The sequence below is a fragment of the Paraburkholderia kirstenboschensis genome, from assembly GCF_032806925.1.
GTDB lineage: Bacteria > Pseudomonadota > Gammaproteobacteria > Burkholderiales > Burkholderiaceae > Paraburkholderia > Paraburkholderia kirstenboschensis.
Genome location: NZ_CP136513.1, coordinates 789,278 through 814,687, shown reverse-complemented (window position 1 = coordinate 814,687; position 25,410 = coordinate 789,278). Strand labels below are relative to the sequence as shown.

The window sequence follows — 25,410 nt, the reverse complement described above, 5'->3', positions numbered from 1 at the left end:
TCGGGTCCGTCGATCTGGCGAACGTCATGCGCAAGCTCACTGTTTCGGCTTTCATCAGCCTGGACGGCGTCATTCAATCAGCCGGCGGGCCGGACGAAGATCCCAGCGGTCAATTCCGTTCTGGCGGCTGGATGGTGCCCTATGCTGACGAAGCCATCGGGCAACATCTGCAGGATCTGCTCTCGCAGCCCTTCGAATTGCTGGGGCCGCTGCACTTACGAATATTCGCCGCGTACTGGCCGCACGTGCCGCCGATTCGCACAGCCGCGGCATCGCCGATCTGTTCAACAGCGTAGCCTGGCACGTGGCCACACATCGGCCGGACACCCTTGATTGGGAGCACAGCCATGCGCTGGAGGGCGGCCTGGGCGACGGGATACGCGCGCTCAAACGTCGGGACGGCGCCGATCTATTGACGTTCGGCAGCGGTGACATGGTGCGCCAACTGCTCGCAGAAGATCTGGTGGACGAACTGCGCCTTCTGATCTACCCCGTCATGCTCGGGCCCGGCAAGCGCCTGTTCGGAGACAACGCACGCGCGCGTGCCTTCACTCTGACGCACTCGACCGCGACGCCAGGCGGTGTGCTGATTACCCGCTACGTCCGCAATGGTGAAGTGCGCACAGGATCGTTCGACGAAGACACCTGACGATATGTGCGATATGTGTCACTGCAATGCGTGTTCGATCGGAAGGCTGTCCGAAGATTGTGCTCGTCGCGTTCTCTGTCGAAACAGCACGGCTAGCCACGTTTCTTCGCCGCGCGGTCCTACTGCGGCTGCCTCGCGCGAAGCTCCGATGGATTGAGGAAGAAGCTCCGATTGCCGGCCACGCGCTCGACCACGAAGTCGATAAACGTCTTCACCCGCAGCGACTGTTCGGTTCGATGCCTGTACGTCATCGACTGACTTTGCTGACTGAGCCAGGAGGCGGCGGTTCGGCCTGGGTCGAGCCGCCGTGCGCGTGAATGGCCGCTACAGCCTCGGCAGCCCGTGGCCGGCTCGCCGTCGCCCACACCGACTGTGAACGTGCATATGGCCGGAACGCAGGCGAATCGGCTTGCAACTTTGCCGCGCAACGCGCGCGGTCACCGCGGTCGTACTTCAGCCCGACGGAGCGACCGTACGTCGAGGCGCAGCTTCGCCAGGCGCCGCCGCAAGCGGCGAGCTATCGACATCCGCTGTCTCGACGACGACGCGTCCTAGCGCTCTGAACGGCGCAAGACGCGCCTCGTCCGCGACGCTCGATGTAATGAGCCGCCAGTCACGTTCGAGCGGAGTCCAGTGTTGCTGCCGCGAGCGGCCGAGTTTGTCGGCGTCGGCGAGCACGATGACCTGCGCCGCGCGCCGGACGATGCAGTCTTTCAGATACGCCTGCTGCGCGCTGGCTTCGCAAAGCCCGAATTCGGCGACCACGCCATCGGCGCCGAGAAACGCCTTGTCGACGCTCAAACGGCTCAGCGAAAGTTCGGCGAGCGGCCCGAGCGTGCTCATGCTCGAATTGCGCAAATCGCCGCCGAGCAGCGTCAGATGCACGCCCGGTGCGTTCGCGAGCGTCATCACGGCAAGCAGATTATTGGTGACCACGTGAAGATCGACGCGCGAGCCGAGATGCCGCGCGAGCGCGGCGCAAGTCGTGCCGCCGTCGAGCAGTACCGTGTCGCCGTCGTGCACATGCGCGGCAGCCGCCCGTGCGATAACTTCTTTCTGTTCGCGCTGCGTCGCCTTGCGTTCCTCCAGCGACGCCTCCGGCTCATGCGAGCCGATCAGCGCGGTCGCGCCGCCATAGGTGCGCACGAGGCGGCGCTGGTTCGCGAGCGTCGTGAGATCGCGCCGGACCGTTGCCTCGGACACGCCGAGCGCGGCGCTCAGTTGTTCGACGTTGGCGTCGCCGGTCACAACGAGATCGAGAATCGCGCGATGGCGCTCGGACGCTTTCATGGCTGTCATCTGCAGTAAAGAGGCTGCCGATCTTACACCACGGCCGCCGCGCCACTTGCCCTGCTTCAGCCTCGCCGCGTGGCGAGTTCGGCGCCCTGGCGAAGTGCCTCGAGCAAGCTGCGCTCGTCGGCGATGCCCTTGCCCGCAATATCGAACGCGGTGCCGTGATCGACCGACGTGCGGATCACTTCGAGGCCCACGGTCACATTCACGCCGGCTTCGAGGCCGAGCACCTTCACCGGGCCGTGGCCCTGATCGTGATACATCGCGACCACCAGATCGAAATCGCCGCGGCCCGCGCGGAAAAACAGCGTGTCGGCGGGCAGCGGCCCCGTCACGTCGAGCCCGCGTTCCTGCAGCACTTTCATGGCCGGCACGATCTTCTCTTCTTCCTCGCCGTAACCGAACAGGCCGTTTTCGCCGGCGTGCGGATTGATGCCGCACACGCCGATGCGCGGCTTCGCAATGCCGGCCTTCACGAGCGTCGCGTTGCCCCGCTCGATGGTGCGTTGCACGAGGCCCGGCTCGATCTTGCGGATCGCGTCGATGATGCCGATATGCGTGGTCACGTGAATCACGCGCAGTTGCGGCGCGACCAGCATCATCGACACCTCGTCGACGCCCGTCAGGTAGGCGAGCATTTCCGTGTGGCCGGGAAACTTGTGGCCGCCCGCATGCAACGCTTCCTTGTTCAGCGGCGCAGTGCAGATCGCGTCGATCTGCTTCGCCTCGGCGAGTTGAACCGCGCGCGCGATGAACTGATAGGCGGCGTCGCCGGCGACTGCCGACAACTGGCCAAACGGCATGTCGGCGGGAATCAGGTCGAGGTCGATGCAGTCGATCATGCCCGGCTCGTAGCGCGCTTCGGCCGCTTCCTTGATGCGGCGGATTTTTGCGGTGCCGCCGACAATCTCGTTCGCGCGTTCGAGCCGGCGCGCGTCGCCGATCACGAGCGGACGGCACTGCTTGTAGACGATGTCGTGCGCAAGGCTCTTGACGATGATTTCCGGGCCGACGCCCGCTGCGTCGCCCATCGTGATGCCGATGACTGGGAGGTAGTTGCTCATGATGTTTTGCCTGGTCCTTGATGTCTGCCTGTCCTGCCCGCCTGATCGCGCCGATGCGGCGCTCAGGCTGGATGGTGTGAGCCGTGTGCGCCGCTCGAGCCGTTCGAGCCGTTTCCCGCGACCGCCGACGTTGCCGGCGTTTCATGCAGATAGCGCCACGCCGCAAACAGCGCGTGATCGGTGCCGAAAGCGCCCGCCTTCGTGACGATACGCAGATGCGGCTGGGAAGCGCGCGCGTCGACCGGCTTGCCGACGGCCACGCCCGCTTCTATCTCCGCAATCAGTTCGACACTGCCGACGTTGACGGCACTCAGCATCGCGCGGGCGGTTTCACCGCCCGTCGCGATCAATCCGCCGAGCGCACCGAAGTGCGGCTCGACGAGCGCGGCAAGTGCCGTGGACAGAAGCGCGCCTTCGGCTGGATCGAACGCGTCGTCGCGGCCGATGCGCAGCAACAGATCCGCGCGCGTAGCGATCACCTCGCCGATGCGCGCCCGCCATGCGGGCCAGTCGGGGTGACGCTCTGCGTCGCGCAGCATCGCGGGCGGTACGGTCAGTTCCGCCATGCCGGCACGTTCGCGCAACATCGCGCACTGCCGGTCCGACACCGTCGAAAGACTGCCCACGAGAATCAGCACCGGCGCGTTCTCATCGCGCGGTTGCGACGTGCACTGGGTCTGTGCCGCCGCTCGGGCGTCGAACAGACCTGCGAGGCCCGCGATCTCGCGCGCGAGGCCGCCTGAGCCGACCCAGAACAGCGCCTCGCTCATTTGCGTCGTTACCTGAGCGAGCGTCAATAAATCCTGCCTCGTCTCGGCGTCCACCACCAGTGCCTGCTTGCCGCTCGCTGCCACGGCAGCGATCCGCGCGGCGAGCGTGTCAGTACCTTCGCGCAACGCGTCGACCTCGAGTTGCGCCGTCGAGAGGCCGGCTTCCGCGAGCATCGCGTGCAGGTCGGCGGCGCGGCCGGGATTGTCGAGCTTCCACGTGTCGGTGGATTCGAGCGGTTCGCCGTGCACGAACACGCGGCCGCCCCGCAAGGTGCGGCCCGTCGCGGGGAACGCAGGCGCGACGATCGCGAGGCCGGCTAGCGGCTGCAACGCGGCGACCTCGGCCGCCCAATTGCCGCGCAGCGTCGAGTCGATTTTCTTGTACAGACGCCGGCCGGGCGCGCGCAATGTCTGCCAGGCCGCCGCGCTACGTTGCGCGGCCTCGGCGGGCGTGAGACGGCGGGTGTCGGTGTCGGCGGCGATCACGTCGGCCGCCTGTGCGTCGAGCCCATGCGCCGGCACGTCGAGCGTCACGATGGTGCGGTGCCCGGCGCTCGCAAAGCCGATCGCGCAATCCGCGGCGCCGGACAGGTCGTCGGCGATGATCAGTATGCTCATCGCGCCAGTTCCCTTGCTTCGCGCCGAACCTGCACGCGTTTCGCGACGGCGGCTGTGAGGATCGGAGAAAGGATCGCGGTCACCACCACGCACGCGGCCACGAGCAGTGTCGCGCTTTTAGCAGCCTCTGAGTAGACCGGGTTCGCCGCCGCGATCAGCGCCGGCACGGCGGCCGCATTACCCGCCGTATTCGCTGCCGCCACGCCCGCGACACCGGTGCCGCCCGTCAGACGATCGGCCAGATAAAGCGGAATGCCCGTGACGATCACAACCGCGATGCCGAGCCCGATGCCGAGTACGCCAGCCTGCCACACCTTGTGCAGATCGAGGCTCGCGCCGAGCGCCAGCGCGAAGAACGGAATCATCACCGGTACGGCTTTGCCGAGGAACGCGCGCATTTCGCGGTCCAGGTTACCCAGCAGCATGCCGAAAACCAGCGGCAGGACGCTGCCGACGAGCGTGGGCCACGGGAACGCCGACAGACCGGCGACGCCCAGCGTGACCATGGTCAGGAAGGGACCCGATTCGAGCGACATGATCGTGTAGGCGCCCACGTCTTCCGAGCGGCCATACTGGCCCATCAACGCCATGTAGAGCCCGCCGTTGGTGTCGTTCATTGCCGCGACGACCGCAAGAGTCGACAGGCCGGCGAAAAGTCCCGACGAAATCGGCTGTTCGCCGAGGAAATGCCCCATCACGACGCCCATTATGATCGCGGCGCCAACCTTGGTGACGAACAACGCGCCGCCCTTTTTCAGCAGATAAGGCGTGGCTTTGACGTCGATGCTCGCGCCCATGCAGACGTAGAACACCGCGAGAATCGGCAGCGCGCCGGTGAACAACGCGTTGGTGAACGAGCCGAAGAATTTCGGCATGCCCGGCAGGAAGGTCGCGACGAGCGCGCCTAGCAGCAACGGGACGATCATCATGCCGCCGGGTACGCGTTCAATGCCGCGCTTTATGTGTATTTGGGCCATACGAGTCTCCAGTCTGATCCGACCTGATTGATTTGGTCACTAGTTTGATTGAAACGATCAGATTGCAGTGTACTTCTTCAGCGAACCTTGCGCAAATCAATCATTTGTGTGATCGATGTGAGCAGACGGCGAGCCGCACCGTGCGCGCGGCACGCCGTTCTGCTTTTCCGTGAACCGCCTGCGGCAGGCCTTCGCCGACGGTGCGAAACGCATACTGGCCACGTACACTGCGGCCAGGAATAACGAGCAACCAAGAGGAGCGAAGTAAGCAATGACGAGCGCGGCGTTCTCCCCTGCAGGTTCTGACAACTGGCTAGAGGCGCGGCGCGATCCGGAAACGGGCATCGAGAGCCTGCGCGCGCATTTCAGTGGCCACGCGTACGATCCGCACGATCACGACGACATGCTGATCGGCTACACCGAACAGGGTGTGCAGCGCTTCCGGTGCCGCCGGTCGCTGCACACGAGCGTACCGGGCCGTGCGATCCTGATCGAGCCGGGCGCGTTGCACGACGGCCATGCGCCGGAGGCGAGCGGCTTCACTTACGCGATGTTGTATCTGCCGCAAGCGTGGGTCGAACGCGCGACCCGCCGCCTGAACGTTCCCGGTCTCCAGCGGGTCGACGCGGCTTTTGCGCATACGCTCGTCGACGACAGCGGCCTCGTCGACGCGATTCAGCAGGCGTTTGTCGCGATCTACGGCAATGAGGGACGACTAGCGCGCGACCAGACGTTAGATCGCCTTCTCACGCGGCTCGCGGGTCACTTATGCGATATGCCGATGACGGGCGGCGTGGCTATGTCGGCCATGATCGCCCGAGTCCGCGATTTCCTGCACGACCACATGGACGGCAACGTCGGGCTCGATGAATTAGCGAGTATTGCGGGGATAGACCGGTTCCGGCTGACGCGCCTGTTCCAGCAAGCGTTCGGCACGTCGCCGCACGCGTATCTGGTCCGCTTGCGCCTGCGCGCGGCGCGCAGACTGCTGGCAAACGGCCGCACGCCCGCGGAGGTTGCCGCAGAAGTCGGATTCGCGGATCAAAGCCATCTGGGCCGCTGGTTTCGCCGTGCGTACCGGATGACCCCGGCCGCCTATCGGCGCATGTGCACGAACGTTCCAGACTGATTGCTCCGGCTCGCCGATCATGAGCGCCTCACCGAGGAGCAAACATGTTCGATACGAAGGTAGCCCTGATCGTGCGCGACGATCTGGCAATCTGGCAGAAACTCAATGTGGCCGCGTTTCTCGCGACGGGTGTCGCCGCCGCGATACCTGAAGCGTTGGGCGAGCCCTACGAAGATGCCGCGGGGCGCCGATATGGCCGCATGCTGGGTCAACCGATGCTGGTGTTCGCCACCGATCTTTCCGGGCTGCAAGCCGCGCATCGGCAAGCCCTCACGCGCGAACTCACAATAGTGCCCTACGTGCACGCGATGTTTTCAACCGGCCACGACGCGGCAAATCGCGAGGCTTTTCGTGCGCAGGATCTGGCGAACCTGGACCTCGTGGGTCTCGCGCTGCACGGGCCGAAAAAAGCCATCGACAAAACGGTGAAGGGGCTGAAGTTGCACTCGTGAGTCGGCACGAGCGCCGGGCGAGACGCGCGACGGCGTGCAATGGCGCACGCTCGAAGGGCTGCCGCTCATAACCGTGCCGAAGGTGTGCGTTGTTCCAGCGCCGCATCGCCGTCTCCCGCATGCAAGCCGGCATCGCTTCATAAATACTCGACGTTGCCATCCACGCTGATTGCCTGCCCCGTCACATTGCTGCCCGCCGGCGACGCGAGAAACAGTGCCATTGCCGCGATGTCGTCGACAGTCACCATGCGGCGCAGCGAGATCTTCTTCAGATACTCCTCGCGCACCGCGTCAAACGCAATACCAAGGGCCTCTGCGCGAGCGGAGATCACGCGGTCCATCCGTTCGCCTTCCACCACGCCGGGCAGGATCGCGTTGACGCGGACATTGCTCGGCCCGAGCTCCGCAGCGAGCGATTTGACGAGCCCCACGATCGCCCATTTGGTCGACGCGTATGGGGTTCGGAACGGATACCCAAGACGCCCCGCGACAGAAGACATCGCGATGATGCTCGCGCAGTCCGATGTCTCCTTGAGTACCGGCACCGCCTTGCGCAGGAAATAGAACTGACTGTTGAGATTGGTGGAAACAGTACTTTCCCATTGCGCGGGGTCGAGTTCCTCCACGGCACCCGTAGGTCCCGCTATGCCGGCGTTATTGACGAGAACATCGAGTCCGCCGAGCTTGCGCCGCGCGTCGTCGATGATCTGATCGACCTGTGCCTGCTTCGACACGTCGGCGATACCCGCGTGCAGTTTGGGGAACCGCAATCTGGCCTCATCGATGGCGGCCTGGTTTACATCACAGATATAAACCTCTGCTTGCGCCTCGATGAACGCTTCGGCGATCGCCAGGCCGACTCCCGCAGCACCTGCCGATACGAATACCCGCAGCCCGGGCCTCGGCTTCAAAAGATCAATGATGCTCATGCTCGTGTCTCTCCGATGTTCTTGATATGGCTTGTTATGCAGCTCGTAGCGTGGCTAATAAAGCCGCTCACAGCGTGAGTCCTCCGGTGGCCTCGATGACCGCGCCGTTGACATAGCTTGCTTCGTCGCTCGCGAGGAACGCGTAGATGCTGGCGATTTCCTCGGGCTTGCCGAGCCTGCGCAGCGGCACCTCGTCGCGCATCTTCGACAACACATCTTCGGGGATCGTCTTGAGGATAGGCGTGTCGATGAAACCCGGCGCAACCGCATTGACGCGAATGCCTTTCGGACCGAGCTCGCGACTCCATGTCTTCGTGAAGCCGATCACGCCGAACTTGGCAGCCGCATAGTTCGTCTGCCCGTAGTTACCGTAGATGCCCACCACAGAGCTCGCGTTCAGGATGACGCCCGAGCCCTGTTCGATCATGGTATCGACGACTGCCTGTGCGGTATGGAAAACGCCGCGAAGATTCACGTCGATAACGTCGTCGAATTGCTGCAACGTCATCTTCTGCAAACGGGCGTCGCGCGTGATGCCCGCGTTGTTGACCACCACATCGATGCGCCCATACGTGCCGCGCACTTTGGCGACCATTTCATCGACTTGCATGCGATTCGTGACATCGACGGCGAATGCGTCTGCGTTGCCGCCCGCTTCGCGACACAAATGCGCGACCGTCGCCACCGCATCCAGATTCATGTCGCAAGCGATCACAACCGCCCCTTCGCGTGCGAACTTCAATGCAGTAGCCGCGCCGATCCCCTGCCCCGCGCCTGTAATGATGGCGACTTTACCGTTCAGTTTCATCGTTCAATATCCTTCCTGTAAAAGCCAGGCTGCACACGCCCGCTATGGTTTCATCTGTGCAGCCGGCTCGGACGACACAAGCACACCGGCCTCGCTGCGCATTGCTCGTGCCAGCACAGGAACCAGTGCGAGACCGAGCACCGCGGCAATCAGTATCACCGTGAAACCGGCATCGCTTCGACCGGAGGCTGTTTCTGCAATACCGAACAGATATGGTCCCACGAAGCCGCCAATCAACCCGATCGTGTTGACGAACGCAAGGCCGGCGGCTGCCTGAATGCCTTGCAGACGTTTCATCGCGATCGCCCAGTAAGACGGCAGCACGCCGCCAGCAAAGAATGCAGTGACAGTGAGCAGCGCGATTCGCGCGGCGGGATTCGTCACGGCAAGATATGCGCAAGCACCGACGATAAGCCCTGCGGTCAGAACGCCGAGAAACACACAGTCCCTATTCGTTCGGCGGTGGATACGCGGGAGAACCAGCACGCCAAGCAGAAAGCCGAGACCCACGCTCGCCGACAGAAAACCGACCACGAGCGACGAATCGACATGCATCTGGTGGATGATGGCGGGCGTAAAGAAATACAGTCCGACGAACGCGACCTGATTCAGAAAATAGATGATACCGATCAGCACCGTAGTGGGCCGTTTCAGAGCGGCAATCCAGTTTGCGGACGAATAGTCGGCGCGGCCGTGCCCGTCAATCACCGCATGCGTCTCCAGCACATCGCGCTCGGCCGCCGGGAGCCATCGTGCGTCGCGCGGCCGTTCGGGCATCTTGAAGAACAATACGATGCCGACGATCACGCTCGGAATGCCCTCGAGCATGAACATCCATTGCCAGCCATGCAGGCCGCCAACGCCGTCGAGTTGCATCAACGCCCCGCCCAACGGATTTCCCAGCATGAGCGCGAGCGCCGGCGCAATATAAATCCAGCCGACTACGACGGGCCGGTCGTGAGGCGCGAACCAGAGCGTCACCATATACATCAGCGCGGGGAAAAGGCCCGCTTCCGCTATGCCCAGCAGAACGCGCAACACGTAGAACGAGGACGTTCCCTGCGCGAACATCATCGCCGTCGACAGAATGCCCCACGTCACCGCGATGCGTGCGATCCAGCGGCGCGGACCAACCTTGTGGGCAGCCAGATTGCTCGGGACTTCAAGCAATGCTAGCCGAGAAAGAAAATGCCCGAGCCGAAACCGTATGCAGCGGCGCTGATGCCCACATCCGCCGCGAGCTGAAGCTTCGCGAGCGCCACGTTGGTGCGATCGAGGAAGGACATGAAGTAGATGGCGCACATCAACGGGATGAGTCTGACCATCGCCTTGTGCGTGGCAATGCGATGCAACTGTCCGACCCGCTGATCGGCGGAAGCGGCATCCATAACGTCGTCTCCAATATTTGAAACAGCTCTATTTTTTGTTGTTGCGAGGCAGATCGAGACTCATCGAATGATGGTCTCGTAGCAAGTACAGATCGCGGCTACAGGTTGACCTGGTCGGCGCCCTTGAGGCCCAGCATTTTTCGCGCGTCGGCGGGCGTGGCGATCTCCAGCGACAGCTCTTCGAGAATGCGCCGGATTTTGCGGACCTGTTGCGCGTTGGTCTCTGCCTTCACGCCCTTCGCGAGATACACACTGTCCTCCAGACCCACGCGCACGTTGCCGCCCATGATCGCGCTCATGGTCACGAGCGGCATCTGATGCCGACCTGTGCCGAGCACGGAGAAATGATAATTCTCGCGACCGAACAGCCGGTCTGCCGTCGAACGCATCAGCAGCATATTTTCAGGGTCGGCGCCCAGACCGCCCAGAATCCCGAACACCGATTGAATGAAAAACGGCGGTTTGACGAGGCCCTGATCGACGAAATGCGCGAGGTTATAGAGGTGGCCCACGTCGTAGCATTCGAATTCGAAGCGCGTGCCGCTTCCGCCCAGTTCCAGAAGAATGTTGCGAATGTCCCTGAACGTGTTGCGGAAAATCATGTCTTCCATTCCTTCGATGTATTCCTTCTCCCAGCCGTAGCGCCACGACGAAATTTTTGCGGCGACGGGATGAATCGAGAAGTTCATCGAGCCCATGTTGAGCGAACACATCTCGGGCCTGGCCAGCCGCGGATACGCAACACGTTCTTCGAGCGTCATGCGCGTGCTGCCGCCTGTCGTAATGTTGACGACGGCGTCGGTCGCTTCGGCGATCGCGGGCACGAAGGCCTTGAAGATTTCCGGGCTCGGTGTCGGGTGGCCGTCAACTGGATCGCGAGCGTGCAAGTGGATGATGGCGGCGCCCGCCTGAGCCGCTTCGATCGCCTGATCCTTGATCTGCTCGGGCGTGATCGGCAGAAATTCGGACATCGACGGGACATGCGTTGCCCCCGTGATCGCGCATGAAATGATGACCTTTCGGCTCGTGTCGCTCATTGAAATATCCTCGAATGTGGACATGACCCTGCGCACTGTCGTGCGCAACCGGATCACGCGTCCACGTTGTCTCCAGATTGTCTGCAGACGCCACGGCCGCTGTGCGGGCGCATCGTCCTGTGCAGTCAATCTTATTTCGATACGATCGCCGGGGTAAGGTCATTTCCGGACATGGAGATGTCCCCCGAGGACAATTTGCGGAGCTCTTTTTGGCATCGACCCGCCCATTGCTCAATGAACGTATCTACGCACCGTACAAGATAGCCGCGCTGGTCGAAGTCCTCGCGGAGCAAGGCATTGCGCCCGAAAGTAGCCTGAAGGGAAGCGGCCTGACGGTGGATCAACTCAACGACGCGTCTGTGATGACATCGGTGCGTCAATATGCAGTCGTGGCTCGCAACGCGGTGCTGCTCTCGCGCGACCCGGCGACGCCGTTCGAGGTCGGCTCGCGTCTGCACCTGTCGGCATACGGCATGTACGGCTATGCGTTGATGTCGTGCCTTTCGTTGCGCGATTACTTCCGTCTCGGCGTCAAGTACCATCGCCTCGCAACACCCACGGTTACGATCGAGTGGACCGAGTATCCGGACAAGGCTGTCTGGTCGTTTCCGGACGCGTTCGTTTCGAGCCCGGCGCGCGAACTCCGCGAGTTCATCATCGAGCAGCAGTTCACGCAGCATGTCACTCATCTGCAGGACGTAGCCGGTCATAGCTGCCCGCCGCTCAAGGCATGTTTCTCGTACCCTGCTCCGGGACATGCCGGTATCTATTCGCAGTACCTCGGCTGCCCGTATTTTTTCGACGCGCCGCAATGCGAGCTCGTCTACGACAGCGCGATTCTGAACCAGAAGCCGCAACTCGCGCACAAGCTCACGGCAACGCTGCTACAGGAAACGTGCGATCGCCTGATCGGGCAGGCGAAGACTTCAGTCGGCACGTCCGGCGAGGTGTACCAGATTCTGATGAGCATGCCGGGTGTTTTTCCGGGCATGGAGGAGGTGGCGACGAGGCTGAATTTGACGAGCCGGACCTTGCGGCGTCACCTCGAAGCAGAAGGAACCTCTTTCGTTGCAATCGTCGACGATGTGCGCTGCTCGCTCGCTATCGAATACCTGCAGTCGACACGAATGAGCACCGAAGATGTCGCGATGCTTCTAGGGTTCAGCGACGCTGCAAACTTTCGCCGCGCATTGAAGCGGTGGACAGGGAAAGGACCTGGTGAATTGCGTCGGTGAGCGGCTCTCGAAGCGCTCTGTCAGCGATTGAATGCCTGTATCGCGAACGCCAAAGCACCCTCCGGACGTCGATACCGTCTTGGTGCGCAAGCGCGATGCCGTTGACGGAATTTTGCATGGCGCGGCGGCATGGAAAGCTTGACCGTCAGATCCGCGCGTAGATAGAACTGCCGATCGTCAGCGTCGTGGCACTGGTCGACGCGAAACGGATCTCGTAGAGGTCGCGCCCGAAATTGCCCGGCACTTTGACGGACATGCCGCCGAGCGTGTCGCTCACCGGCACGAACAGTTGGTAGCGAAGATCTTCGTTGCCGTACAGCACGTAACCCGGAAGTTCGCTCAGTGTCGCGAAAAAACCCGGCGGATTGCCAAGAACGACGATCGGCACGGCGCTTGGCGAATCGTTGGTCAATGTCCATTGCGTGCCGACGCGTTGCTGCCACGCGCTATCGAGCGCCGCGAGCGGTGCCAGTTGCTGACCGACGGGCAACGTCAGATAGGCGTAGCCCGCGCCCGGCACGACCCGCTTCATCAGATAGCGATAGTTGAACGCACTTCCCTCGCTGTCGTTGCCGGACACGACTGCGAAGCGATACGAGACCGTATCGGTATCGCTCCACCACCAGCCGTCGCTGCGATACCGGTATGCGCCGATCTGCGCCCAGCCTCGAGTATGGGCGTCCCACTGGTTGATCTGCAGACTACCGTCCGCGTTGGCGAGCACCTGATACGGCGAGTCAGAATTGCCGTAGATGCCCGCGCCGCTCGCAACGCCCGGCCCCGAAGCGACCGGCGGCGCCGTGGTACTGATCTTCGCCGGCAGCGACGAAATCGTGCCGTCTTCTTTCAACGCCGACAGCACCAGCGTTTCAGCAATCGCGCGAGCGTTGTATCCCGCATTGCCGGTCACCAGCAGCGCGAACTGCGAACCGGGCACGACGAAAAATTCGGTCGAGTAGAACGCAGTGCCGCCGTCTTTTTCCCAGCCGAGCACGCCTGCAGCGTTGAGCGCCGGCTGTACCACGGTGTCCCAGCCGAGACCCCAGCGCCATTCGGGCGATGGGTTGATCGTCAGGCTTTTCGTCTGGTCCGCGCCCATCTCCGCGATGCCCGCCGCGGAGACGATGCGCTGTCCTTCGAACATGCCACCGCCGTAGACCATCTGCGCAAGATTCATCATGTCGGCGGGCGTGGAACTCAGTCCTCCTGTCGCGTACGCATTGACGAACTCCTGGTGCTGCGTGCCGTTCACGTACGGCAGCGAGAACGATCCGCTGGAAGGCACGCTCGTCAGGTAGCTGGAGTTCGTCATCTTCAGCGGCGCGAGGATCTCCGACTGGACGAAGTCCACGAAGTTCTGGCCCGTCACGGCGAGCACGACCTGCTCGACCATCGTGAAGCCGTCGTTGCAATAGACGGCCAGTTCGCCGGGCAGATGCTTCAGGTGCGAGTTGGCGAGTTCGGCTTGCGTGTCGGCGGCATAGCCAGTGACCGGCTCAAACGTGAAGAGATTGCGCCCATTTGTGCCGGGCAGACCGGACGCATGCGACAGCAGATGACGCATGGTGATCTGCGCGTATTGCGGCGACAGCATCGTGAAGGTCGGTAGATATTTGACGATCGGTGTGTCGAGCGTGATCAGTCCACGATCAACGAGGATCGTCGCCGCCAGCGCCGGGAACAACTTACTGACCGAGCCGATGTTGAAGCGCGTCTGCGGCGTCGCCTTGATCTGCCCCGGCACCGACGCTAGCCCGAACGCCTGCTGCCAGACCACCGCGTTGCCTTTGATCATCGCGACTGAAATCGCCGCGACGGGACTCGACGGATCACTGACGGCCTGCTGGATCATCTGTTGACCAAGCGCAATGGTCTGCTGATAAGGCGTTGAGTGGAGCTCGTCGTTGCCGCAGCCAGGCAGCACCGCCGCGAGCACCCCGGCGCCAGTGTAGCCGAGAAACTGCCGCCGCCCTTCGCTGACAAGACCCTCGTGATTGCGGTTGCACCTGGCCACGGCATTCCCCTTTGTTCAAGTTTTGCAGGACCTGCAAGCAGCGTTTTCTTCAACCGCGACGCCGCCGACGCGGCGAAGCCATTTTCCGCAAGTTTGACGCAGCAGGACGGCGTTTTTGAGTGCGCTACCTGCGCCAAATCATAGCGGCGCGGTGCAAGCGCGAATAGCGAAGTGTCGAGATGCTGCGAACCTTTGGCTCAAGAGTGCGCCCAAAGAATGCCAGACACCTGCGCGGCGCAGCCGGCTCAGCTCGCGAACGAGATCTACGTATTGTTCGAGCCGGTTCGCGGATCCCCAGGCTGGCGTGATCGAGGTTCGGAAAACCGGCCGAATACTTCGGTCGCAGCGGGTTCATTCGCCACACATTCACGCCTCGCATGGGCCAACCACTGCAGACCTTCACCATGACGTTCGCAGCGAAAGTTCGGCGCTCGTCGACGAATTCTGCGCGACGCTGGATCACGAACGCCTGCCCGTCGCGTTGAAGCTGGCCGCGCTGCCTGATCGGATTCGCGGCTTCGGCCATGTGAAGGCGCGGAGCATGGCTGCCGTGGCGACCGGGAGAGAGCGCTGGTAGCAAACTACCGCGTGCCTGAATCGCTCGCTGCGACTGCTTGAGATGCAGGCGGCGGCATGCTTGTCAGACTCGTTCCAACGGCCCGCCTAGCCAGCCGCTTCCTCCAGTTTTTCCATCAGCATCAAGGCGTTCGGAACCGCCTCGCCGTGCGCGGTGTTGTCGAAAACACACCAGACGTCCGCCCCGGAATCTCGGGCCTCGACAATCCGCGCCGCGACCGCTTCGATGAACGGCTCGTCGTAGGCCGAATAGTAGATTCGAGGCGAGCCGTGCAAGCGGATGTATAAGGCGCGCGGATCGCCGACCGGTTCCACTCCGGCGACGGGCGGTGGATGCGCGCGCACGCAGGCGACCTTGCCATCTATTAGCGTCTGCGCGGCTTCGTCGGTGAACCACGTCGCATGGCGCGGTTCGCAGACGACGCGCACGCTTGTGAGGTCACGCAGTAGCGCAAAGAAGTCGCGTGCGATGGATTTTTCAAACGCAAGGCTCGGAGGCAACTGCAGCAGCAGGCAGGCCAATTTCTCGCCCAAGGGCGCGAGTTCCGCGAGAAATGCGCTCATGGCGGCATCTGCGTCGCTCAACCTGAGTTCGTGCGAGACCGTCTTCGGGATCTTCACGGAAAACCGGAATCCTTCGGGCACGGTTTCAGCCCAACGGGCGTACGTTTTCGGCTGATGCGAGCGATAGAACGACGAGTTGATTTCCGCAGCAGAGAAGACCCGCGCGTAGCGCTCGAGATGGCTCCCCTGCGTGGGAAATCGCGCCGCGACGTTGGACGACAGCGCCCATCCAGCACAGCCGATACGTATCGGCGATGCGGTTTGAGGATTCTCGCGGGGCGTCGAATGGGTCATGCGTGTAGGCGGAGCAAGGTCTGGGCCCATGCGGCGTTTTCATGCCGCTGGGCTATCGGCAAGATGCGATACCTACAAAAAGGGCCCGCGAGGAAGCGGGCCTGGCTAGATGCTGACGGCGGGAACGCTGCATAGGAGCAGCGTTGCCGGGAAGACCTCTGGCGTCGACGACGGCTTTGGTCTTTTGCGTCGGTTAATGGACCGGATGTGCTCGACCTGCACTCCGGTTCTTACCGCTTATTCCCCGCCGCCTTGACGATGTCCTCTACGCTCGTCGCGGCCAAACCCTTTTCAAGGAAAACGCTCCGCGCAGCCTCGAACAGACGCTCTCGCGTCTGCTGTTTCCTCCGTGCGTGGGTCGGGCGTTCGCGCTTCATCGCGTAGCTCACCAGTGACATTGCCGTCTGGGCTCGCCGAGCCTCAGCGAACGTGTCAGATGGCGGGTTGCTCGACCGCTCTACCGGTGCACCGAGCGGCGCACTGGTCCTTTCTGTATATATAAAATCATCATTGATTATATAGTCAACTGGTGAAACCGGCATGGAAATGGAGAACCGTCCCGGCTAGTACGTTCGTCCTGACGTTACGCGGGCTCGGCTTCAGTCGCCGGCTGCACGACGTTCACGTCGCCGAGGTAGACGCTTTCGCCCAATTCACATTCGCGTGACGCGTTGCCGAGCGCGTGAACTATCTCCACTCGGTAGAGGCCGCTGCCATTTGCAAGGCCCGGGAACCGGAAATCGCCGAACGCGTCCGACACCGTTTCGGCAATCTTCTCGCCACGCGCATACAGTACAACCACGGCATCGGCAACACACTCGACGATGCCTTTCACCTCGGCATTGACGCTTCCACCGATAAAGCAGCTTTCCCAGCGTTCAAGGCCGCTGTACCACACTCGAGGTTTTGTGCCGAGACGCGGTTGCAAGACCTTCAGTCCCTCCTGCCTGGCCTTTTCCGCCATCTTTGCGTCGTCCAGCTTGACCGTTTCAAACACGCCGGTCGGGCATGACTGTTCACATCTGGGGCGCTGCCAACCCTCGTCGAGCAGGTGGGCGTCGAAGATCCACGTCTGCGGCAGTTGCAGTTCCTCGTTCCACACAATCGCCTTATAGGGGCAGGACTTCACGATATCCTTCCGCCCGCGCGCCTTGTCAGGATCGATGATGACGATGCCGTCGGCACGTTTGCGAACGGCGCCGTCACCCGCTCGCACGCATGGCGCATCGTCGCAGTGATTGCACATCACGGGCAGGTAGGTCGTGTCGACCATGTGCGAGCGGCCCTGCACACGGCGCAAGATCCGGATGGGGCTTCCGGCGCCGGCGGCAGCGGGCGCGGCGTAACCGGGGAAGTCGTTGCCGACGTGCTCGTCGCGCGCGGCGATGACGCAGTTCTGGCAGTTCTCGCAACGTCCGACCTTGATAATCAGATTCCATTTTTTCACGCTGTGCTCCTTACGCTGCGCGGGCGAGCAGAAACGCTTCGGCACCTCGCCATTTTTCGACCTGTACGAGGCAAGAATTCGGGCTCATGCTGCTCGTTCCTGCCGTTTGGGGCCGGTCGGGTGTCAGCATATTCATGCAGCCACCAATTTCGACGCGCTCGCCGTCGACCTCGATCAATTGAAACTCGGCGCTCGCCTCATATGACTTGACGACCCCTGCGGTGACCAGCGGCGAAACGTCGGCCGCGCAGATAACGGCACCGCGGTCGTTGTAGACCTTGACGAGATCGCGATGACCGATGCATCGCATTACCGCGTCGGCCGCGCTCAACCTCAGGAGCCAGAAACGGTGCCCGCCAACGAGCGCGCGATGATCCTCGACACTGTTGATGGACGAATTCTTCCCGTCACAATGAGTATGAAAGCTGTAACGGCTGTGCGTGGCGATCAGTTGCAATGGATACCGGTGAGCCAGGTCCGAGCGCAGCCCTTCCCAAGATGGGATATAGCGGTTCAGCGGCGGCCGCTCAGGGTTGTCCGCGGTATGGCGCCTGAGCAGTTCGGGTATGAACTCGAACTTCCCGCTCGGCGTTTGCAGTCCCATGCCGAATTTTTCGGCATGCTGCGACGGCAGCGGATGCGGTTCCTGCAAGTCCTTGCGACGGCCCTGCGCGAACCAGCGCATATCCGGCGGCTGGCGTAATTCCGCTTTCTCGGGTGGCACGACGAAATAGCCTTTGCGGCAGAAATCCCGCCACGAGACGTGATCGGGTAAATCCGACGATTCGAACACACGCTTGACCCAGTCGAGTTCGCTGCATCCCTCGGTGAACACACCGCCGAGGCCGAGCCGGGTCAAGATGGCAGTGAAGATGTCGTAGTCGGAGCGCGACTCGCCCAGTGGCTCGATGCATTTATGCTGCATGGTCATGATGCGATGATTGACCGTGCTGAAACCATGATGTGCGTAGCCGCCCGAATTCGACCATTCGCCGATGTCCCATCGCTCGAGCGATGTGCACGCGGGCAGGATGATGTCGGCGAACTGCGCCTCGCCTTCCATCCAGATCGACTGATTCACGACGAACTCGATGCTCGGGTGCCGGTAAGCCTCGGCCCAGCGACCGGATCGGGTCACCGTGCTGAAGGCTGAGCCGCCATACCGGTAGATCATGTGGATGGGCGAGTAACCGGGCATCGGGTAGTTGAACGGCGCAAACTGCGCTTCCTGAGAAATGCCGTCCCACAGATATCCGGTCGCATGGCCGTTGATAATCGCGTCGGGCAGTTGCTGGCGCGGCACCATCTGCTTGACCGGATTCATGGTGAGAATGTGCGGCATGCGCTGGTAGTTGTTCACCGCGTTCGCGGTCCATGCCAGGTCGCCGGACATGCCGCCGTCCGCATAGCCCGGGAAGTAGAACTGCAGATCGTGGGGGACCCCGATCTCCAGGCAGCCGAAATTGACGCCCGGCTTACCCCAGCCTTGCATCGCCATCATCATGACCATGCAGCGGGCCCATTGCGCGCCCGTGGCGCCGCGTGCGGCACCGCCAAATCCCGCCCCTGTCATGCCGACGGCGAGATAGACCTTCCTGTTCCCCCATCTCCGCGCGAGCGCGCGGACGTCTTTTGCAGGTACGCCGGTTTCCGGCTCCTGCCATTCCGGCGTCTTTGGCACACCATCGGATTCGCCCAGCAGATAGGCACGCCATTCGTCGAAGCCGGTCGTACGCGTGGCAACGTAGTCCTCGTCGTACAAGCCTTCAACGGCCCATACGTGCATGATGGCAGTGGCCAGCGCTGCATCGGTTTGCGGCCGCACGGGAATCCACCGTCCGCCGAACAGTTGGGCAGTCGGATTGCAATGCGGATCGATATGCACGAACTCGATGCCGAGCTCCTTCGCCCACAGACGCCTCGCCGTTCCTTCGAACCCGGCGTATGCCCCATTGGTGCTCTCCGGATCGCAAGACCAGAACACGATCATTTCCGCTTCCTTCAGGCAATCTTCGACGCCGCCGTAGCCGGACGGTACGCCGACCCGCATCGAGTTGCCGAAATGATGCATCGCCCCCCAGTACCATCCTTCCCAACTGTCCGGATTCGCGGCCACGCGGGTGAACCCGATCAGGTTCGCAAAGCGGGTCAGCGCGCTCAGGTAGTAACCGACATTGCCCCATTGGTGATGGGAAGACATCGGAAACGTGATCGAACCGGGACCGTGAACGCGCTTTTGCCGGTTGATCTCCCGCGCGACCATGTCGAGAGCCTCGTCCCAACTGATCGGCACATAGCCGGACGTGCCGCGGTTTTGCGGATTGCGTTCGCCATCAGGGTCGAAGTCGACCCGCTTCATCGGGTGAAGAATGCGCTTGTCCGAATAGACGAGTGACTTGATCGCCAACGCATGCGGCGCGACCATGCCTCGCCGCGGCGGGCTAAAACGGCGTCCGCGCGCCTCTATCTCCCAGCTTGCCGCATCGGAGCGATCCAGGTCTATCGGCGTGACCCGGACGATGCGGCCATCCTTTACATAGACGAACAACGGCCCGCCGTTCGTGCAGGTCGCATAGCGCCGCGTGTCATCGCGCATCGGCGTACCCATCGGCAGGCCGACGGTTTGCATCATGCTCAGTGTTTGCATGAGCCAGACCAGCAGTTCGTCGTCGCCTTCCGTCACGACCTTGAAATTCTTCGCCGCATGTACGATCTCGGCCTGATCGGGACGTGGAGAGAGAAATTTGAGCGCGGTGGCGACATCCTTGAATGCGATCCGTACGTCTGGCTTTCGGCGCGTGTCAGCAAGAGAGCGGACTCGCCCGTTCTTTATCTGGATTGCGCGCCCCATACTTTCATCCATCAGCCCGATCGAGGCGACCAGATCGTGTTCTTTCAGACGATGTCGATAAGCCGGAAAGCGGCGTGCCGTCAGTTCGAGAACTTTGGGCAGCGCAAAAAGAATGGTCTTGAGGACCTGTCGTTTCATCATTCGATCCTATGTGAGCTTTGTGTTGGAAGCGTAGCGGGCAGACTCGCGCTAGAACGTGTACGCCACGTTCACGAAAACGCTGACGGGATCCAGCCTGAGCGTGGATTTCGACACGACCTGGGTTCCCGTGGCGGTCTGCCCGTGCAAGGTCAGGTTGGTCTTGACCGGCATGTAGTTGACGTTGCTTCCAACGGACCAGTGCTTTGTGATCGCGTAACTTGCGCCCAGCTCGAAGACCGGGTTCCACGACGAACTGAGCGTCGCGTGCGCCGATCCGCCGGGCCCAAAGCTTCCTTCGACGAACGCTTTGTTAGTAGCCTGTACCTGTGTGAACCACGTATAATTCACACCGAGCCCTACGAATGGCCGGAACGCCGAGCCGGCCGAAAACAGGTGATAGCGAAGTTCGATCGCCGGCGGCATGGGCTTCGTCGTGCCGAGATTGCCGTACTTCGCGAGCGTCCCTTCCCCAATCAGGTCGACTTTCACAGGAAAACCCAGAAGCGCGGCAACGCCGATGTTGTCCGTCACGTAGTATTCGGTCGTGATTCCCACCGTATCCGACGTCGATGCATGCGCCCCCGTGCCTGTGAGCGTCTGATTCACTGGCTGCCCGCCAACGCTCTCGACCGTGAGCGGCGTTGCGTGGCCCTGTGGCGCCACATGCAACCACCCGACCGACAGCGTCAAGCTGCCTGCGCTCTGCGCTTGGGCCGCATCAGTCAGCGCGAACCCGCAGACGCACGCCACCGCTCCGGCAATGCCGGTTCTCCTCTGCTTCGTCATTGTTTTCTCCTGTCTCCATTTGCCGCAACTGTTATGAATTGGGCTTATCACATGCCATTAGTGAGGCATTTTTTTTGCTTTTTAATAGTCGTACTAATTTAATTTTGTCGTTATACGTGCGATGAAGAGGCAATGCGCGCAAACGGCTTTGCGTGCGGTGACGCCTTATCGTCGTGTCCCTTCTATGGTGACTTCACCGCTCCTGCTGCTGGCGCACACAAGAAAACGAAATGGCGAACGGAAAGCGTGCGAGTGCCGAAGCGGCCAAAGCCTCCAGCGCGAGATCGGGAAGTTCAACGCGCAGCGCAAGTCCTTTTGTCGCGTCTTCAACGACGCTAACGCTGGCGCCGTCGACGCCAGCCGCTGCGAGAGCGCAATCAACTGCGTCTACCGTCTCGCGCCGTTTGAGCGCGGGCTTGAAAATCTTGCCGACAGCCGTCAGCGGCATGGATTCGACAATGCGGATCGCCTTCGGCAGCGCGGCGCGCTCGTGGATCTCGCCACGCAAGAAATCGAACAATTCCGCCTCTGTCGCGCTCATGCCCCGCTTCGTTTCGACATAGGCGACGGGCAGCTCGCCTGCGTGTGTATCCGGGCGGCCCACTGCCGCGGCGAGGCGTACCGCCGGATGACGATGCAGCGGTTCTTCGATTGCCGCGGGATCGATGTTATGTCCACCCCGGATAATCAGCTCTTTTTTGCGGCCGGTGAGCCAGAAGTAACCGTCGACGTCACAACGGCCGAGGTCGCCCGTGTTAAGCCAGCGGCCGCCGTCGCCCGTATCCATCCAGATGCCGCTGTTCTGCTCTTGTCTCGCGTAGCCGACGAATACATTCGGGCCGGAGATCAGCAACTGTCCGACTTCATTTGCAGCGCAGTCGCGGACGTAGCTTCCGGCTTCGTCGACCACCACTGCTTTCATCGCCTGACCGGGCAGACGCAGACCGATCGAGCCGGTCCGGCGTTCGCCGAGCGGCGGGTTGACGCTGCTAACGCAACCGCCTTCCGTAAGACCGTAACCTTCGAGAATTCTTATTCCCGTGCGAGCCTGAAATGCGCGAAGCAACTCAACCGGCATGGGTGCGGCGCCGCATAGTGCGTATTCGAGTGAACCGATATCCCGGCCTTCGACCGGAACCTCCATCAATGAACCATAGAGGGTCGGCACTCCGCTGAAAAAGTTGATCCGGTAATGCTCGACGATTTCCCAGAAACGCTTGACGACGCCCTCGCCCCGATAGCCCTGTGCAGTACCGAGCACGACATGCGCGCCGCGCGAAAACGGCAGCAACCCGGTCACCGTCACGGCGTTGACGTGAAAGAGCGGTAGTCCGCAGAAAATCGTCTTCCCGGGCCCGACGCTCTCTCCAAGGAACCGGCCGGCGCTCCACGCGTTGGCCACTTCGTTGCCGTGTCGGCGCATCGCGATCTTGGGCAGCCCGGTCGTGCCGCCCGTGCAGAAGTAGGAAGACACGTCGTCCGGGTTCATTCGCTGCGGGGTGCACAGCGCCTCGCCCGACTCGCGCGCCACTGACGTGGCGAAATCGTGGAAGGCAATCTGCGAGGCCACGGCGCGACTCTCGCCGACAGGTTCGCACTGCGGCGAGCATTCGCCGGCTCGAACCGTTTGGGCCGGACCCGCCCGGTCGCTGCGCGCTTCGCCTGCGAGATCCACCAGCACGACATGCTTGAGCGAAGGCACCTTATGCAGAACCGGCTGCACCTTCTGCCAGACGTCAGTGCCTGGGAGCGGTGCCAGCGTGACAAGCACGGCAGCGCCCGACGCCTTCAGCAATTGACCGATCGCCTCGCCTTCGAGCATCGGGTTGATCGCACAGACTATCCCGACTGCCTCGCCGCCCCAGATCACACAATGCGTCTCGGGCAAATTGGGCAGCACGTAGGCGACAACGGTGCCGCGCTGTACTCCGAGGCGCGACAACATGTTCGCCGTCCGCGTGATATCGCGCAGCAGTTCGCTGTACGTCCAGTGCGTCGCGTTCGCATAATCGTCGGCAGTTGCGAAATACGAAAGCGCCGGTGCCGACGGATCGATCGCGGAGCCCCGGCAAATCATCTCGTAGGTGTTTGACGGCAGATCGACCGGTTGTCCTTGCGCTTCCATGGCAAGAACATCCTGTAGGTTCGCGACGCCTTTCATGCTGCCTCTGCGACGACCAGGTTACGCTGCACCCCAAGGTCGATCGAGCCGTCGGGGCTGGCGATACGCGCTTCCACCACGTCTCCCATGCTCAAATACTGCGGCCGCTCGGACTGCATCTTGAGGAACATGCGCCACTTTTCCGCTTCCGGAAGTTGCGCCGCGGCGCGCTGCTTCTCGGGCGACGGAACGATGAGCGCGCAGCCGGACGGTGTCCCTGTCGCGAGCAGGTCGCCTGCGTACAGGTCATGCACTCCGGAGAGTTCAGTCAAAGTCTCCGCCGGACCGTAGACGAGACCCGCCGTCGAATCGCTCTGGCGAACCGCGCCGTTGACAGTCAGCGTCAGCTTGAGCTCCTTCAGCTTGGTAATGTCCTGCTGTTGAAGCAGACAGAGGTAAGGACCGACAGGACCAAACGTGCGGTAGCTCTTGCCTTTGTAAAACTGCATTTGCGGAATCTGGATGTCGCGCGCCGAATAGTCGTTGACGATGACGATGCCCGCGACGAAGTCGTGGAGATTGTCGTCGGTAACCGTTTGGCGGGATGTGACGTTGCGCTTGAGAACAAGGCCCAGTTCGATCTCGTAGTCAAGAAACTGCACCTCTTTGGGCTTTACCAACCGGGAATCGGCGGCAACGATACAGCTAGACGCCTTCGTGAAGATCATGTTGAATTTCTTCACATCGGGGTCCAAGCCGGACTCGATCATATGCTGGCGGTAATTGGCACCCTGGCAGATGAACTGCTGATCGGCCGTGACGGGCGAGAGCCACTGCACGTCGGACTCGGCGATCTTTTGACCGTCGAGGTACAGCAACTGCTCGGCAGAATTGGCCTCGATGAACTCCGCGGTCGACTTGAACTCGCCGGGGATGGGCGTGATAGCGCCATCAGCCACGACGCCCCATTGTGCGCGGCCTTCATGCAGGTAATGCAGAACGTGAACTGGCATAGATCGATCTCCGGATTTCAAGGGAAAGGTGTGGTGTCACGCGAAAATTCTGGCCAGCGTCCTCAGCTTGCTCAGCGTGAGATCTGGGCAGCGTCGCAAATTTGAAATCAATGCGGCAATGCTCGCGGGAGTGAATCTGGGCCTCGTGAAACTGCGTGGCATCGTGGGACCCCACTGAGCCATCGCCTCGCGGCTCACGCCATGAATGCCCGTTGGCGCGGCGGACGTGAACAGATCGCCATCGCAGTAGTGCTCATGCTTGTCGCCCCACGGGTCCTGCCAATAGTCGAATATCTGGCTGCCGAGAATGTGCCGGCCGATGCCCCAAGCGTGCGTCCAGCCTTTGTCGCGCAGAACCCGTTGGCCCATACCGACCGCGTCGGCGTCCACGACTTCGTAGGCACTATGGCTGTAGGTCGCCACGAAGCCCTGTGCGAGTGCGAGCGTGTGATGATCGGCGGGCTCGTCACCGAGATCCAGCCGCAGGAATGCAACTGCCGGCGAACCGTCGGGAAGCACCTGCACGTCGCTCGGTATGAAGCCGAAGTGGCGCGTGTACCACGCACAGGTCTCCTGATAGTCGGCGAGTTCGAGCACGACATGCCCGAGCCGGATAACCTCCGGCGGCTGCTCCGGTGGCCGCTGTGTATCGTTGATGCGGACTGCCGCATCGACGGAATTGAAAGGCAACGGCTGCCGATGGGGCAAAGCCTCCGCCGGCGACTGGCCCCATATCGCATCGACTCGGAAACCCGACGGATCGGTTAGCTGAACGACGTAGCCGCCGCCCACGAGCGCAGACGCTTGCACCTGGGACGCGCCCGGCAGGTTTGCGAGTGCATCGAGTTCGGCCAGGCTGCCGACCTGCAAACCGAAACCGGCAAAGCGAGCTTTCTGCGACTTGCGCACGGCATAGCAGAAATGCGAAGCGCCGGTACCGCGAAGAAGCAGGAGCGCGTCGTCCAGCGATACGGTTAGGAGCCCGAAGTCGTTGAGAAATCGTTCGGCCTGCTCGAGGTCCGGCCGGTCGAACATCAGATAACTCAATGCCGTTGCTTTCGCCGTCGGGTTGGCGTGACGAGCCGGCTGTGCCGTAGTGATTTTCATGGCGGGATGTGATCAGGCGATCGTAGTGACCGATGCGGCTTCGAAAGCCGGCGAACCGGCAGCGCTCGCAGACGGTGGAAGATGTCGGTGCCCACCGCGGTTGCCGACGGTACCGTGAACCTGAGGAGTGCCTGGACAGACGCAGGATAGGCCTGTCACGCGACGGC

Annotated in this window: 20 protein-coding genes and 2 pseudogenes; 4 read left to right on the top strand and 18 right to left on the bottom strand. The window is 62.1% G+C overall.

Annotated features, from left to right (window positions below; all coding sequences use genetic code 11):
* The first annotated feature begins 26 nt into the window (after positions 1 to 26).
* Positions 27 to 649, top strand: a pseudogene (locus RW095_RS26245) (dihydrofolate reductase family protein).
* A gap of 119 nt (positions 650 to 768) precedes the next feature.
* On the opposite strand, the gene RW095_RS26240 reads toward RW095_RS26245, so the two are convergent.
* The 5 genes from RW095_RS26240 to RW095_RS26220 form a co-directional block, all read right to left on the bottom strand.
* Positions 769 to 900 carry a hypothetical protein gene (locus RW095_RS26240; protein WP_394365194.1) on the bottom strand — a complete coding sequence of 44 codons (132 nt, stop codon included), beginning with the start codon at positions 898 to 900 and terminating at the stop codon, positions 769 to 771.
* A 202-nt stretch (positions 901 to 1,102) separates the two neighbouring features.
* Positions 1,103 to 1,939 carry a DeoR/GlpR family DNA-binding transcription regulator gene (locus RW095_RS26235; RefSeq protein WP_317021750.1) on the bottom strand — a complete coding sequence of 279 codons (837 nt, stop codon included), beginning with the start codon at positions 1,937 to 1,939 and terminating at the stop codon, positions 1,103 to 1,105.
* 65 nt (positions 1,940 to 2,004) lie between these two features.
* A complete protein-coding gene (gene pdxA / locus RW095_RS26230; RefSeq protein WP_317021749.1) occupies positions 2,005 to 3,006 on the bottom strand; it encodes a 4-hydroxythreonine-4-phosphate dehydrogenase PdxA in 1,002 nt (333 codons plus the stop codon).
* 62 nt (positions 3,007 to 3,068) lie between these two features.
* Positions 3,069 to 4,394 (bottom strand): four-carbon acid sugar kinase family protein, encoded by a 1,326-nt coding sequence (locus RW095_RS26225; protein ID WP_317021748.1) that lies wholly within the window; start codon positions 4,392 to 4,394, stop codon positions 3,069 to 3,071.
* Entirely contained in the window at positions 4,391 to 5,371 is a 981-nt protein-coding gene (locus tag RW095_RS26220; RefSeq protein WP_317021747.1) for a 2-keto-3-deoxygluconate permease, read from the bottom strand. Before RW095_RS26220 ends, RW095_RS26225 begins: the two co-directional genes overlap by 4 nt.
* Positions 5,372 to 5,642: 271 nt before the next feature.
* Here RW095_RS26220 and RW095_RS26215 point away from each other — a divergent pair, with 271 nt between their 5' ends.
* Complete coding sequence (locus tag RW095_RS26215; protein ID WP_317021746.1) at positions 5,643 to 6,500, top strand: AraC family transcriptional regulator; 858 nt, start codon at positions 5,643 to 5,645, stop codon at positions 6,498 to 6,500.
* A 44-nt stretch (positions 6,501 to 6,544) separates the two neighbouring features.
* A complete protein-coding gene (locus RW095_RS26210; RefSeq protein ID WP_317021745.1) occupies positions 6,545 to 6,952 on the top strand; it encodes a DUF2000 domain-containing protein in 408 nt (135 codons plus the stop codon).
* A 137-nt stretch (positions 6,953 to 7,089) separates the two neighbouring features.
* Here the strand turns inward: RW095_RS26210 and RW095_RS26205 are convergent, their stop codons facing one another.
* From RW095_RS26205 to RW095_RS26190, 4 genes and pseudogenes are all read right to left on the bottom strand, one after another.
* Complete coding sequence (locus RW095_RS26205; protein ID WP_317021744.1) at positions 7,090 to 7,881, bottom strand: SDR family oxidoreductase; 792 nt, start codon at positions 7,879 to 7,881, stop codon at positions 7,090 to 7,092.
* 67 nt (positions 7,882 to 7,948) lie between these two features.
* Positions 7,949 to 8,689: a 3-oxoacyl-ACP reductase FabG gene (gene fabG, locus RW095_RS26200; protein ID WP_317021743.1), complete on the bottom strand. Its 741-nt coding sequence runs from the start codon at positions 8,687 to 8,689 to the stop codon at positions 7,949 to 7,951.
* A gap of 42 nt (positions 8,690 to 8,731) precedes the next feature.
* Positions 8,732 to 10,077: pseudogene (locus tag RW095_RS26195) on the bottom strand (MFS transporter).
* A 98-nt stretch (positions 10,078 to 10,175) separates the two neighbouring features.
* Positions 10,176 to 11,114 carry a BKACE family enzyme gene (locus RW095_RS26190; protein WP_317021742.1) on the bottom strand — a complete coding sequence of 313 codons (939 nt, stop codon included), beginning with the start codon at positions 11,112 to 11,114 and terminating at the stop codon, positions 10,176 to 10,178.
* Positions 11,115 to 11,323: 209 nt separating this feature from the next.
* Here RW095_RS26190 and RW095_RS26185 point away from each other — a divergent pair, with 209 nt between their 5' ends.
* Positions 11,324 to 12,349 carry an AraC family transcriptional regulator gene (locus tag RW095_RS26185; RefSeq protein ID WP_317021741.1) on the top strand — a complete coding sequence of 342 codons (1,026 nt, stop codon included), beginning with the start codon at positions 11,324 to 11,326 and terminating at the stop codon, positions 12,347 to 12,349.
* A gap of 145 nt (positions 12,350 to 12,494) precedes the next feature.
* Here the strand turns inward: RW095_RS26185 and RW095_RS26180 are convergent, their stop codons facing one another.
* The 9 genes from RW095_RS26180 to RW095_RS26140 form a co-directional block, all read right to left on the bottom strand.
* Positions 12,495 to 14,363, bottom strand: a complete 1,869-nt coding sequence (locus RW095_RS26180) for a serine hydrolase domain-containing protein (protein WP_317021740.1) — start codon at positions 14,361 to 14,363, stop codon at positions 12,495 to 12,497.
* Positions 14,364 to 15,026: 663 nt separating this feature from the next.
* Complete coding sequence (locus RW095_RS26175; RefSeq protein WP_317021739.1) at positions 15,027 to 15,797, bottom strand: DUF72 domain-containing protein; 771 nt, start codon at positions 15,795 to 15,797, stop codon at positions 15,027 to 15,029.
* Positions 15,798 to 16,027: 230 nt separating this feature from the next.
* Entirely contained in the window at positions 16,028 to 16,174 is a 147-nt protein-coding gene (locus tag RW095_RS26170; RefSeq protein WP_317022690.1) for a TetR/AcrR family transcriptional regulator, read from the bottom strand.
* Between the two features lie 206 nt (positions 16,175 to 16,380).
* Positions 16,381 to 17,244 carry a 4Fe-4S dicluster domain-containing protein gene (locus tag RW095_RS26165; RefSeq protein WP_317021738.1) on the bottom strand — a complete coding sequence of 288 codons (864 nt, stop codon included), beginning with the start codon at positions 17,242 to 17,244 and terminating at the stop codon, positions 16,381 to 16,383.
* Positions 17,245 to 17,254: 10 nt separating this feature from the next.
* Positions 17,255 to 20,233, bottom strand: a complete 2,979-nt coding sequence (locus RW095_RS26160) for a molybdopterin-dependent oxidoreductase (protein ID WP_317021737.1) — start codon at positions 20,231 to 20,233, stop codon at positions 17,255 to 17,257.
* Positions 20,234 to 20,284: 51 nt separating this feature from the next.
* Positions 20,285 to 21,022, bottom strand: coding sequence for an OmpW/AlkL family protein (locus tag RW095_RS26155; protein WP_317021736.1), 738 nt, complete (start codon positions 21,020 to 21,022; stop codon positions 20,285 to 20,287).
* A 193-nt stretch (positions 21,023 to 21,215) separates the two neighbouring features.
* Positions 21,216 to 23,183, bottom strand: coding sequence for an acyl-CoA synthetase (locus RW095_RS26150; protein WP_317021735.1), 1,968 nt, complete (start codon positions 23,181 to 23,183; stop codon positions 21,216 to 21,218).
* The gene (locus tag RW095_RS26145) at positions 23,180 to 24,136 is read right to left on the bottom strand and encodes a fumarylacetoacetate hydrolase family protein (RefSeq protein WP_317021734.1); all 957 of its coding nucleotides are present in this window, start codon (positions 24,134 to 24,136) and stop codon (positions 23,180 to 23,182) included. Before RW095_RS26145 ends, RW095_RS26150 begins: the two co-directional genes overlap by 4 nt.
* Before the next feature lie 36 nt (positions 24,137 to 24,172).
* A complete protein-coding gene (locus RW095_RS26140; RefSeq protein WP_317021733.1) occupies positions 24,173 to 25,243 on the bottom strand; it encodes a VOC family protein in 1,071 nt (356 codons plus the stop codon).
* Between the last annotated feature and the right edge of the window lie 167 nt (positions 25,244 to 25,410).

Coding starts and splice junctions, on each gene's coding strand:
- RW095_RS26240 (WP_394365194.1), bottom strand. CDS start 900: ATGACGTACAGGCATCGAACCGAACAGTCGCTGCGGGTGAAGACGTTT.
- RW095_RS26235 (WP_317021750.1), bottom strand. CDS start 1,939: ATGAAAGCGTCCGAGCGCCATCGCGCGATTCTCGATCTCGTTGTGACC.
- pdxA (WP_317021749.1), bottom strand. CDS start 3,006: ATGAGCAACTACCTCCCAGTCATCGGCATCACGATGGGCGACGCAGCG.
- RW095_RS26225 (WP_317021748.1), bottom strand. CDS start 4,394: ATGAGCATACTGATCATCGCCGACGACCTGTCCGGCGCCGCGGATTGC.
- RW095_RS26220 (WP_317021747.1), bottom strand. CDS start 5,371: ATGGCCCAAATACACATAAAGCGCGGCATTGAACGCGTACCCGGCGGC.
- RW095_RS26215 (WP_317021746.1), top strand. CDS start 5,643: ATGACGAGCGCGGCGTTCTCCCCTGCAGGTTCTGACAACTGGCTAGAG.
- RW095_RS26210 (WP_317021745.1), top strand. CDS start 6,545: ATGTTCGATACGAAGGTAGCCCTGATCGTGCGCGACGATCTGGCAATC.
- RW095_RS26205 (WP_317021744.1), bottom strand. CDS start 7,881: ATGAGCATCATTGATCTTTTGAAGCCGAGGCCCGGGCTGCGGGTATTC.
- fabG (WP_317021743.1), bottom strand. CDS start 8,689: ATGAAACTGAACGGTAAAGTCGCCATCATTACAGGCGCGGGGCAGGGG.
- RW095_RS26190 (WP_317021742.1), bottom strand. CDS start 11,114: ATGAGCGACACGAGCCGAAAGGTCATCATTTCATGCGCGATCACGGGG.
- RW095_RS26175 (WP_317021739.1), bottom strand. CDS start 15,797: ATGACCCATTCGACGCCCCGCGAGAATCCTCAAACCGCATCGCCGATA.
- RW095_RS26170 (WP_317022690.1), bottom strand. CDS start 16,174: ATGAAGCGCGAACGCCCGACCCACGCACGGAGGAAACAGCAGACGCGA.
- RW095_RS26160 (WP_317021737.1), bottom strand. CDS start 20,233: ATGAAACGACAGGTCCTCAAGACCATTCTTTTTGCGCTGCCCAAAGTT.
- RW095_RS26155 (WP_317021736.1), bottom strand. CDS start 21,022: ATGACGAAGCAGAGGAGAACCGGCATTGCCGGAGCGGTGGCGTGCGTC.
- RW095_RS26150 (WP_317021735.1), bottom strand. CDS start 23,183: ATGAAAGGCGTCGCGAACCTACAGGATGTTCTTGCCATGGAAGCGCAA.
- RW095_RS26145 (WP_317021734.1), bottom strand. CDS start 24,136: ATGCCAGTTCACGTTCTGCATTACCTGCATGAAGGCCGCGCACAATGG.
- RW095_RS26140 (WP_317021733.1), bottom strand. CDS start 25,243: ATGAAAATCACTACGGCACAGCCGGCTCGTCACGCCAACCCGACGGCG.